The following is a 10834-nucleotide window of genomic DNA, read 5'->3' as shown; positions in this document are numbered from 1 at the left end:
CGGCCGTGGAGCCGGGGCCTCGGCCGTGGACGAAGTCTCAGAACCGGTCGCCCTTGCCGAGCAGCGTGACGTCCAGTTCTCCCGCCGCGTACTCGGCGCGAATCACCTTCTTGTCGAACTTGCCCACGCTCGTCTTCGGCACCGAGGCGATCAGCGACCAGCGCTCCGGCAGCTGCCAGGAGGCGACGCGCTCGGCGAGGAAGGCGCGGAGTTCGGCGAAGCCGACCTTCGAGTCCTCGCGGAGGACGACCGTGGCCAGCGGGCGCTCGCCCCACTTGTCGTCGGGGACCGCGACGACCGCCGCCTCAAGGACGTCCGGGTGGGCCATCAGGTGGTTCTCCAGCTCGACGCTGGAGATCCACTCGCCGCCGGACTTGATGACGTCCTTGGCCCGGTCGGTCAGGGTCAGGTAGCCGTCGGCGGTGATCGTGCCGACGTCGCCGGTGCGCAGCCAGCCGTCCTCGCTGAACTTCTCGGAGGACTGCTGCTCGTCGCCGTAGTAGGAGCCGGCGATCCACGGGCCGCGCACCTCCAGCTCGCCGGCGGTGACGCCGTCGTGCGGGGCGGGGGTGCCGTCCGGGCCGATGATGCGCGGTTCGACGGAGGCGGGGAAGCGGCCCTGGGTGAGGCGGTAGGGCCACTCCTGTTCCGGCGTCAGGTTGCCCGGCGGCAGGGCGAAGGAGCCGAGCGGCGAGGTCTCGGTCATGCCCCAGGCGTGGACGAGCGTGATCTGGTGCCGCTCCTCGAACGCCTTCATCAGCGACGGCGGGCAGGCGGAGCCGCCGATGACGACGCGGCGCAGCGAGGAGGTGTCGTAGGTGTTGCGGTCCAGCTCGTCGAGGAGGCCGCTCCAGATCGTGGGCACGGCGCCGCTGACGGTCGGCCGCTCGGCCTGGATCATCTGGGCGAGCGGGGCCGGCTGCAGGAAGCGGTCCGGCATCAGCAGCGAGGTGCCGACCATGAACGCCGCGTGCGGCAGACCCCAGGCGTTGACGTGGAACATCGGCACGACCGGCAACGCCTTGTCCGCCGAGGTGAGCGCGAAGTCCTCGGCGGAGATGACCTGCAGGCAGTGCAGGTACATCGAACGGTGGCTGTAGACGACGCCCTTCGGGTCGCCCGTCGTGCCGGAGGTGTAGCACATCGCGGCGGCGCTGCGCTCGTCCAGGTCGGTCGGGAACGGGTAGTCGGTCGGCCGGTCGGCGATCAGCTGCTCGTACTCGTGGATCGCGATGCCGCGTGCCGCGAAGGCGTCCAGCGCGGCGCGGTCGCCCGCACCGACCAGGACGACGTGACGCAGCGTCGGCTCCAGCTGCGGCAGCAGCGGGACGAGCAGCGGCAGCACGCTGCCGTTGACGAAGATCGCGTGGTCGGCGGCGTGGTTGATGATGTAGGCGAGCTGGGCGGCGGGCAGTCGCAGGTTCAGCGTGTGCAGGACCGCGCCCATGGACGGCACCGCGAGGTAGATCTCCTGGTGCTCGGTGTTGTTCCACATCAGGGTGGCGACGCGCTGGTCGCCGGTGACGCCGAGCTCGTCGCGCAGTGCGTGGGCGAGCTGCGCCGCGCGTGCGCCGACCTCGGCGAAGGTGCGGCTTTCGGCGGCCACCCCGTTCCACGTGGCCACGGTGGCGGAGCCGTGGAAGCCCGCACCGTGGGCGAGGATCCGGCCGACGGTGAGCGGGACGTCCTGCATCGTGCTGAGCACCTGGTCCTCCTTGACCTGCGCTGCCCGCCCCGCGTCCTACTGACGGGTAGGGGGCGTGTGTGCAGCGATTCTCGTCCCCGTTGGGCCGGAGGACAATGGTCCGCGCCCGTCAGGGGACGAGGTGCCCGCCACAGATCCCGCACCCGGCTACTCGACGAGGGCAACCGGCGCGTCCACAGCGTTGCGGTCGATGTTGGCGCTGGCGCCGCCGTGGCTCTCGGTCGTGTTGCCCACGTACTGGTGCACCCGGCGGTGTCCGGCCCACTGGCTCTGGCCCAGCGCCCGGTAGCCGTCCGTCGAGGAGCGGTGGTCCCAGCGGGCGTACCAGATCACGTCCGGCAGCCCGCCGACCTGCTGCGCCGAGCGGGTGAGCGGGACCTCGCGGTACGCGGTGAGCGAGGCGAGGTCGGCGACGCCGGAGTCGGCGGAGCTGTAGAAGCCGGAGAGGTAGCCGGAGCCGTGGACCGCCCGCGACCAGGCGGTGGTGTAACGGAGCACGGCCAGACTGCACTTGCCCCGGTCCCTGGCGTACGCCTCCATGTCCAGGTAGATCGGGCTGTTGTCGGCGAGGCCGAGCGCGCGCGCCTGCCGGACCGCGTCGGCACCTTCGGCCTGGCCCTGGCCGAAGCCGGCCCAGTAGCTGATCCGGTGACCGCGTCCGTGTGCGTCGGTGACACAGGGGGCCTGCGCGCCGACGTAGAGCGGGAGCAGCCGCCAGCCCATGGCGCTCGCGGCGCGGACGTACGCGCGATTCAGGCGCGGCTGGGCGCAGCCGCGATTGCTGCCGCCGACGTAGATGCCGAGCGCGCCGTAGGGCGATTTCTGACGCCAGGCCTTCAGCAGCGAGAGGTCGGGGGCGGAGCAGGTGTCGAAGGCCTGACCGGTGAAGACCTGTGGCAGCCGACGGGTGGCGGCGGCTGCCTCGGTGGGGGATGCCAGCGCCGGAACACAGAGGAGCGCAAGCATCGTGCAGAGGAGGGAGCGCAGAGCGGTTCGCGGTTTGGTCACAAGCGATCGTGAGCTGATTGTCCGTTATCTGACGATATGCCACGCCAAGGTAAGTTGCTTGCCGTTTATACGCTCCTTACCCCATACTCGTCCGCATGACCTCGCCGCAGTCCTCCGCCCGCACCGCGCCCTTCGAGGAGCACGGGGGCTGGAGCGATGCCACGGTCGGCCGGTCGTCCACCGGCGCGCCACCGTCCACAGCAGTCCCGCCACCCGCGGCGGCGGGAGCAGCGGGAGCGGACGGAGAGCGGCGCCGGAGCGGGATTCCGGCGCCGCTCTTCTGTCTCGCGGCCATGTTCACCGTGCAGCTCGGCATCGCGCTCTCCACGCCGCTCTTCCCGGTGCTGGGCATCGCGGGAACCACCTCGCTGCGGCTGGTGACGGCCTCGGCGGTGCTGCTCGTGGCGACCCGGCCGCGGCTGCGCGGGCGCAGCGCGCACGACCTCGGCTCGGCGGCCCTGCTCGGACTGGCCTCGGCCGGAATGACCCTGCTCTTCGCCGGTGCGGTGGCCCGGCTGCCGATGGGAACGGCCGCGACCATCGAGTTCCTCGGACCCCTGGCGGTGGCGCTCGCGTTCTCGCGGCGGCTGGGACATGTGCTCTGGGCACTGCTGGCTGCGGGCGGCGTGGTGCTGCTGACGGTGGTGGGCGGCGGAGGCGGTCGGGTCACGCCGACCGGCCTCGCCTTCGCCTTCGGCGCGGCGGTCTGCCTCGGCCTCTACATCCTGCTGACGCACCGGGTCGGAAACGCGTTCAGCGGCTTCGAGGGTCTGGCCCTCTCGCTCACCGTGGCCGCAGTCGTCCTCGCGCCCTTCGGCTTCGGCGAGGCTTGGCACGGGCTCGCCGCGAGCGCGCATCCGTGGCTGCCGCTGCTCAGCGTGGCGGGGGTGGCGCTGCTCTTCCCCGTGGTGCCCTACCTGTTGGAGATGACGGCGCTGCGGCGGCTGCCGCAGCGGGTCTTCAGCGTGATCGCCAGCCTGGAGCCCGCCGTCAGCGCGCTGATCGGGCTGACGGTGCTGGGCCAGGTGCTCACGCTGCCGCAGCTGGCCGGAATCGCCTGCGTCATCGCCGCGAGCGCGGGCGCGACGCTGACCGAGCGGGGCTGACGCTCCTTCGAATTCAAGATCGCGGAATGCTTCACGTGAAACATTCAGCGATCTTGTTCGTGCAGCGACCGGCCTTACCTGGCAATGATCTTCCGCTGCGCCACGTAGGTCTGCGCGGGCCGGTAGCCGAGCCGCTCGTACAGACCGACGGCACCGGTCGGCGAGTCCGCGTCGACGCCCAGCGTCGAGGTTTCGAAGCCCTCGGCGGCGGCGCGGCGCAGCGTGTGGGCGAGCAGCGCGGAGGCGATGCCGCGCTTGCGGCCGGCGCGGGCGGTGCCGACGAGCGCGATGTAGAGGTCACGCTTGCCGGTCGCCTGCCGGTGACCGTCGAACTCCTCACTGAGCACGATCGCGAGCGGCTCCCCGACCGCGCCGTCCCCGCCGTCCGCGTAGGCGATGAAACTGTGGTCTGCGCGGAAGGCGACGCCGCCGACGAAATGGGCCCAGCCCTCCGTGGTCTGCGGGGCACTGCCGAAGTGGTCGCGGAACGCGTCGTTGTTCACCCGCAACGCGTGCGCCGAGCGCTCCGGCGCGAACGGCAGGAACACCACGCCGTTCGGCACCGGCGATTCGGGCAGTTCCGCCGCCGCCGTCGCCAGATCGGCCACGACCATGGTGTGGTACCGGCGGACCTGCTCGTAACCGAGCTGTCGGAAGAGCGTCTTCGATGCCTCCGAGCCGACCGCGCAGCCGTCCATCAGCGCCAGCGGAACGCCGGGGAAACGCTCATCGTGCAGCGGGGGAGCCGCCTGCTCCGCCCAGCCGAGCAGCCGCGCGCCGATGCCGCGCCCCCGGTACTCAGGGTCGACGCCGCCGACCTGCCAGAAGTCGTGGAAGGGCTCGGCCGCCGTACGGGCCTTCATCCAGTGGTAGCCGACCATCCGCGCGCCGTCCCAGACGGACATGCTGCCGCGGGCCATGTCGACGTAGGGGTCGGCGAAACGTTCCCGCAGATCCTCCTCGGAGGGGTGCTCGTCCTCCTGCTCGACGGCCTCGATCGCCTCCAGCAGCCGCCGCCAGGCGACGACGTCGCCGTTCTCGATGGGACGCCAGGCGAACTCTGTCGCTCCGTCAGCAGTCATGTTCGGATTCTGCGGGCGGGGACGAGCGCAGGCAATGCCATGTTCGGACTAACTGTCGGCGGTCAGCACCAGCCCTGAGGTCGGCACCCCGGTCCCGGCCGTGACCAGCACGCTCGTGGCGCCGGCCACCTGGTTGACGGAACTGCCGCGCACCTGCCTGACCCCCTCCGCGATGCCGTTCATGCCGTGCAGGTACGCCTCCCCCAGTTGCCCGCCGTGGGTGTTGACCGGCAACCGACCGCCCAGCTCCAGCCCGCCGCCGGCCGCGAAGTCCGCCGCCTCGCCGCGGCCGCAGAAGCCGAACTCCTCCAGCTGCATCAGCACGAACGGGGTGAAGTGGTCGTAGAGCACGGCGGTGTCGATCTCCTCCGGGCGCAGGCCGCTGCTCCGCCACAGCTGGCGGGCGACCACGCCCATCTCCGGCAGGCCGGTGAGGTCGTCGCGGTAGAAGCTGGTCATCGCTTCCTGCGCACGGCCCGCGCCCTGTGCGGCGGCGGCGATCACGGCGGGCGGGTGCGGCAGGTCGCGGGCGCGCTCGACCGAGGTGACTACGATCGCCTGGCCGCCATCGGTCTCCTGACAGCAGTCGAGCAGGCGCAGCGGCTCGACGATCCAACGGGACGCCGCGTGCTCCTCCAGTGTGATCGGCCGCTGGTAGAACCAGGCCGCCGGGTTGGTCGCGGCGTGCCGCCGGTCGGCCACCGCGACCGGGCCGAAGACGTCCGGGGTCAGGTTGTAGGTGTGCAGGTAGCGCGCGGCGTGCAGGGCGACCCAGGAGGCGGGGGTCAGCAGCCCGTACGGCATGGTCCAGCCCATGGCCGTGCCCTCGGCGGAGGGCTGCCGCGACTGGAGTCCGGAGCCGAAGCGGTGCCCCGAACGCTCGTTGAAGGCCCGGTAGCAGACCACCACCTCCGCGACGCCGGTTGCCACCGCCATCGCCGCCTGCTGCACGGTCGCGCAGGCCGCGCCGCCGCCGTAGTGGATCCGGCTGAAGAAGGACAGCTCGCCGATCCCGGCCGCCTGGGCGACGGTGATCTCGGGGCTGGTGTCCATCGTGAAGCTGACCATCCCGTCGACGTCGGCGGGCGTCAGCCCGGCGTCGTCGAGTGCGGCGTGGACGGCTTCGACGGCGAGCTTGAGCTCGCTGCGGCCGGAGTCCTTGGAGAACTCGGTCGCCCCGATGCCGACGACCGCGGCACGGGAGCCGAGCGCGTCAGCGCGGTGCAGGCTCATGCGTGCTCGCCCTTCTGCTCGTCGCTGTGCTGGAGGCGGACCTTGACGGTCCCGCTGACGTGGACTCCGAGCCGGTTCGTCCCGCGTATCGCGAGCTCGACCAGCTCGCCGTCACGCCGCGCCACCTCGCCGCTGAACTGCAGCTCGTCCCCGGGATAGGCAGGGACACCGAGCCGGATCGCGATGCTCTCGATCCGCGCGTGCGGACCCGTCCAGTCGGTGACGTAGCGGCCGACGAGACCGTTGGTGGTGAGGATGTTCATGAAGATGTCCGGCGCGCCCTTGGCCCGCGCGAGCTCCGCGTCGTGGTGGACGTCCTGGTAGTCGCGGGAGGCGATCGCGCCAGCGACGATGAGCGTCCGGGTGACGGGCACCCGCAGCGGCGGCAGCCGGTCCGACCCTGCCGGATGGAAGACCGGCAGCACCAACTCCTCGTCGAAGCGCTGGAAGCCGAGCCCGACCGGCATCCCGATGACGACCTGCTCCGGCGGGACGCCCACGACGTTGGCCACGATCCTCACGCCCTCGGCGAGTTCGACGAGCGCGACGGCGTAGGGCTTGCCGAAGGCGGCGGGCACCGGGTGGTGGACGGTGACCTTCGAGTAGACGGTGCCCGCACCGGCCGCGGCTTCGGCGTGCCACCGGTCGCTGCCACAGCCGTTGCAGCCGGGCAGCCAGGGGAAGCGGGCTGTGCCGCAGTCGTCGCACCGTTGGAAGCGCAGCTCGCCCGCGGTGACCCCGTCCCAGAAACCGGCGTTGTCCCGGTTGACGACGGGACGCGGGCGCAGCGGCGGCTGCCCGTCCACGCCCTGTCCGTCCGCACCCTGCCTGTCCACACCCTGTGGACGGGCAGACCGATCCGACCTGTTCGCCGGAGTGAACTTCAGGATCCGGAACCGGTGCGAGCCGAGCGGCGTCGCCTCGCCGGGCTTCTCACCGGCCGCCTCGTCGTAGGCCCGGAGATCCATTCTGGTGGTGACGAAGCGGCCGGTACCCAGGGCCGTCCGTTTCTCACCGGAGACGCTCTCGATGACCGCGTCGAAGAGCACCCGCTCCCCGATCCGCAGCGGGCGCAGGTACTCCTGCTCGCAGTCGGTGGCGACGACGGACACGTAGCCCGCAGCCTCCAACTCGCGCAGCAGCGCGTCGAAGTGCTCACTCCGGCCGGAGTTGCCCATCGTCCACGCCTGCAGCATGGCCGGCGGCGCGACGGCGTCGGGGCCGGTGTAGGCGGGGTTGGCGTCGCCCATGGCCTCGCACCAGTGCCGGATCATCGGCGCGTTGACGAGATCCGGCGCGACGCCGCCGCTGGCCGAAGGGAGCCCCTGGTAAGCCTCGAAGTTCACGGATCTGACAGTGCGTCAGATTAAGGCTCGCTGTCAAGACACGACAGAGCCCCGGACGGGGACACGTCCAGGGCCCTGCTGCGTGCGCCTGCTACCGGCGGCCTACCCGCCGAAGACGATCCGCACGTTGGACTGGGAGCTGTAGAGCGTGCCGCTGTTTCCCTTCACCCCAAGGGTGTTGTTCTGGTTCGAGGCCCCCGAGCCGGTGGCGGTCTGCTGCGCCCAGTTGGCGTTGCCGTCGACCCAGCCGGACAGGTTGCCCGAGCCGGTGTCGGAGACGGTGGTGCTGCTCGAGTTCCCACCCGCGAACGCCCCGTTGTCAGCGGCAGCGGCCCCCGCTCCGAGCATCAGCGCGGCAGCGGCCAGCGGAACGGCGACAAGGGCGGTACGGATACGGGACATGCGGTCCTCCTGGGATTGCGAAGTACCAACTGCGGGACTACGGACTGCGACGTCGCACCGTCAGAATTCCTCAATGAATCGACAAAGAGCCAGACTTGCCCGGTCATTTCGCCCTTTGGTGTGGAACGGGCGCACTGCAGGCATATCCCGGGGTTGTCACCGAAACGGAAAGGTCTTGTTTTCATACCAAGTGGACAAATGGCGCCCTCTGCGCGGCCGGATGCGACAACTCTCGGAGACAGTCCCGATTTGACGCCATGAATCTCGTACAGATGCGCGGGATGGGGTGTCAGTTCCGATCAACCCGTGGCTAGGGTTCGGCTACGGAGCAGGTCGCCTCGGACGCGGGCGCCGCTCCGGTCTGCCTGCCGTTCCGGCAGGACCCATCCCGGCAGCAAGCAGACGTTCACCGACTGGCTCGACGTCCGGCCGAACGGTCCGCTGAACCTGAGCTCGAACGAGGTCAACCTCCGGCTGACCCCGCTCGGCGCGACCTCGAAGTCCCTCAACAGGCTGGGCGGCGCGCCCGTCTCCATCCCCGGCCACACGACGTACATCTGGAAGGTGACGGTCCAGGCGACCAAGGACTTCCCGGCGAACGACGTCGGCTTCGGCCTCCGGGTGGGCATCCTGGCCCCCGACACCAACCCGTTCACCATCATCAAGCAGGACGCCTGGTTCCACGTCGGCACGCGCGCGAAGCCCGGCTACATCGTGGAGTCGCTAAAGGGCGCCACCACGCTCGGGCCGCGTCACCCGGCGCTCGAGACCTTCACCGTCACCAACCGCAGCGGCGTACGAGTCGACCAGCCGCTCACTGTCGTGCCGATGCTTCATGCGTACGACCGGAACGTCAGCCTGGCGCTCGACGAGTGGGTCGGCTCGGGCCGTACCGGCCACTGGCAGCAGGTCCGCACGGTGACCGTCCCGCGCGGCCTAGCCAACGGGGCGACGTACACCGTCAAGTTGCGGGTGCGGGTGCGGGTGACGCACGACAGCTCCAAGGCCCGCTTCGCCGGGGGCTCGCTCGAGATGTTCGACACTGACGTCAACGGTCAGCCGGCATGGCAGGATCTCGTCGTGCTGCGCAACGGCTGACGCTCCACCTGCTGTTCCTGCTTCTGCCGCCGAGGGCGGGCTCCCGATCCGGGCGCCCGCCCTCGGCGTTCGGGTGGGGTGAAGTCTGTGGGAACTCGGGTGCAACCGATCACGGCCGCGGCGCATTAGAGGGGCGAGAAAGGAGGTGGTTCCGTGCGAAGACGTGATCGCGAGGCCGAGTACGCCGAGTTCGCCAACTCACGGCTGTCGTGGCTGCGCACGGTTGCCTATCTGCTGTGCGGCGACTGGCACGAGGCGGACGACCTTGCCCAGACCACGCTCATCAAGCTCTACACCGCCTGGCATCGGGTGAGCGGCATGGAGAACGTCGACGGCTACGCCCGTAAGACCCTGGTCAACACCTTTCTCGCCGAGCGGCGTTCGCCGTGGCGACGGGTGTTGCTGCGCTCCGCCAAGGAGGAACCGCAGGCCCAACCGGACCTGGACGCCATCCTCGACCTGCGGCAGGCGCTCACGGGACTGCCCGCACGCCAACGCGCGACCGTGGTGCTGCGCTACTACTGCGATCTGACCGTGGAGCAGACGGCGGATGCGCTGAACTGCTCGACCGGGACCGTGAAGAGCCAGACCGCACGCGGCCTCGACGCGCTGCGTCGAGGCCTGGAGTCCCGCCGACAGCAGGCCGATTCAATGGTGGAGGTCAGCTCATGAGCGACGACCGAGCACGGGAAATGCTCCTCGCCCGCGAACTGGGCGTGCTCGTCCAGGATCCGCCCCCGCCCTCCGGCGTCGACGTCGCCGAGGCCGCCCGGGTCGGCCGCCGCCGCCTCCGTCGTCGACGCGCGGCAACGGGTGGTGTCGCCCTCGCCCTCGCGACGGCCGTAACCGCCGGCGCACTCGCCCTCCCGGCCAAGAACCCCGGCCCCGGCCCTAGCCCGGGCCCGGCAACCGGCGAGACACACCACGTCGTGGACCCCCACGATCCGGCCACCACCGTGGCAACGTTCGGGTGGCTGCCGCCCGGAACGTGGTCGCAGACCATCGACACGCCGCTGCTGCCCCCCTCGGCGAAGGGCCAGGCAACCGGACCAGTCACCTCAGCCGACGAAGGCGGCAACCCCGCCTCGATCCATCCCAAGCTCATACTGATCGTCCACCCGAGGGGCAACGCCCCCTGGCCACCCGCCGCTTCCGGTTTCTCGCAGTGGACGAATACGCCCAAGGCTCCGGACGTGAACGGACACCCTGCCTACTGGCTCGAGACCTCAAACCTCGGGAAGAGCTCACCGGCAGGGCTGGGGTGGCAGGTTTCCGACGGCCGCTGGCTGGAGATGCAGGTCAAGAGCATGCCCGCCGCCGGACTGCCGGAGGCGCTGTTGCGGACGGCGGCTGCGGTCAGGTTCGAGAGATACTCCGTGCCGATGCCCTTCAGCCTCAAGCCCCCACCGGGAATGCGCGTCGACGACGCGTCGGCGACCCTCACGCAACAGGGCGGCCGTCCGGTGCCCGCGGACGAGTCCATCGAATTCGCGCTGATCGAAGCAAACGGCCACAGCCTCAACTACCACCTGACGGTCTCCGCTCACCAGGCCGTCCCCCCACCTGACATCAGCGGGTGGTTCACGGGCCCGAACGCCTTCAGTCGAACCTGCAAGACCGCGCAGGGGCTCGACGCCTGCCTCTTTGTCACGGACCACCTCACCCCGAGCAACACACCGTCCAACCTGGCGGCACTGGGCGGCCTGAGGGGACTCCTCGACAGCGTTACCCTGCTCGGCCCCGACCCGAAGAACTGGACCACGAACGTGCTCCGCTGACCAAGGTCAGCTGCGAACACCGGAGGGCGGGTGCCGCCGACAAACGACAGGCCACAGGCCCCGCGCGCCTCGGGGG

Annotated in this window: 10 protein-coding genes; 4 read left to right on the top strand and 6 right to left on the bottom strand. The window is 70.6% G+C overall.

Annotated elements, in window-relative coordinates:
* Window positions 1-37 precede the first annotated feature (37 nt).
* Both ABIA32_RS01325 and ABIA32_RS01320 read right to left on the bottom strand, forming a co-directional pair.
* Window positions 38-1705 carry a long-chain fatty acid--CoA ligase gene (locus tag ABIA32_RS01325; protein WP_370091782.1) on the bottom strand — a complete coding sequence of 556 codons (1668 nt, stop codon included), beginning with the start codon at window positions 1703-1705 and terminating at the stop codon, window positions 38-40.
* Window positions 1706-1852: 147 nt separating this feature from the next.
* The gene (locus ABIA32_RS01320; RefSeq protein WP_370091780.1) at window positions 1853-2671 is read right to left on the bottom strand and encodes a glycoside hydrolase domain-containing protein; all 819 of its coding nucleotides are present in this window, start codon (window positions 2669-2671) and stop codon (window positions 1853-1855) included.
* A 137-nt stretch (window positions 2672-2808) separates the two neighbouring features.
* On the opposite strand from ABIA32_RS01320, the gene ABIA32_RS01315 reads away from it, so the two are divergent.
* Window positions 2809-3819 (top strand): DMT family transporter, encoded by a 1011-nt coding sequence (locus ABIA32_RS01315; protein ID WP_370091779.1) that lies wholly within the window; start codon window positions 2809-2811, stop codon window positions 3817-3819.
* A gap of 74 nt (window positions 3820-3893) precedes the next feature.
* On the opposite strand, the gene ABIA32_RS01310 is transcribed toward ABIA32_RS01315, so the two are convergent.
* The 4 genes from ABIA32_RS01310 to ABIA32_RS01295 all read right to left on the bottom strand — a co-directional run bounded on the left by ABIA32_RS01310 (window position 3894) and on the right by ABIA32_RS01295 (window position 7882).
* The gene (locus ABIA32_RS01310; RefSeq protein ID WP_370091778.1) at window positions 3894-4901 is read right to left on the bottom strand and encodes a GNAT family N-acetyltransferase; all 1008 of its coding nucleotides are present in this window, start codon (window positions 4899-4901) and stop codon (window positions 3894-3896) included.
* A gap of 48 nt (window positions 4902-4949) precedes the next feature.
* A complete protein-coding gene (locus tag ABIA32_RS01305) occupies window positions 4950-6134 on the bottom strand; it encodes a lipid-transfer protein (protein WP_370091777.1) in 1185 nt (394 codons plus the stop codon).
* The gene (locus ABIA32_RS01300) at window positions 6131-7480 is read right to left on the bottom strand and encodes an OB-fold domain-containing protein (RefSeq protein WP_370091776.1); all 1350 of its coding nucleotides are present in this window, start codon (window positions 7478-7480) and stop codon (window positions 6131-6133) included. The genes ABIA32_RS01305 and ABIA32_RS01300 overlap by 4 nt, the downstream gene beginning before the upstream one ends.
* A gap of 102 nt (window positions 7481-7582) precedes the next feature.
* On the bottom strand, window positions 7583-7882 hold the full coding sequence (locus ABIA32_RS01295; RefSeq protein ID WP_370091775.1) for a hypothetical protein: 300 nt from the start codon (window positions 7880-7882) through the stop codon (window positions 7583-7585).
* A gap of 306 nt (window positions 7883-8188) precedes the next feature.
* On the opposite strand from ABIA32_RS01295, the gene ABIA32_RS01290 reads away from it, so the two are divergent.
* The 3 genes from ABIA32_RS01290 to ABIA32_RS01280 all read left to right on the top strand — a co-directional run bounded on the left by ABIA32_RS01290 (window position 8189) and on the right by ABIA32_RS01280 (window position 10758).
* Window positions 8189-8980 carry a hypothetical protein gene (locus ABIA32_RS01290; RefSeq protein ID WP_370091774.1) on the top strand — a complete coding sequence of 264 codons (792 nt, stop codon included), beginning with the start codon at window positions 8189-8191 and terminating at the stop codon, window positions 8978-8980.
* Between the two features lie 153 nt (window positions 8981-9133).
* A complete protein-coding gene (locus ABIA32_RS01285; protein WP_370091773.1) occupies window positions 9134-9652 on the top strand; it encodes a SigE family RNA polymerase sigma factor in 519 nt (172 codons plus the stop codon).
* Entirely contained in the window at window positions 9649-10758 is a 1110-nt protein-coding gene (locus tag ABIA32_RS01280) for a hypothetical protein (RefSeq protein WP_370091772.1), read from the top strand. The genes ABIA32_RS01285 and ABIA32_RS01280 overlap by 4 nt, the downstream gene beginning before the upstream one ends.
* Window positions 10759-10834: the final 76 nt, after the last annotated feature.

This window comes from Streptacidiphilus sp. MAP12-20, from assembly GCF_041262525.1.
GTDB lineage: Bacteria > Actinomycetota > Actinomycetes > Streptomycetales > Streptomycetaceae > Streptacidiphilus.
This window is presented reverse-complemented; position numbering and strand designations above follow the sequence as displayed.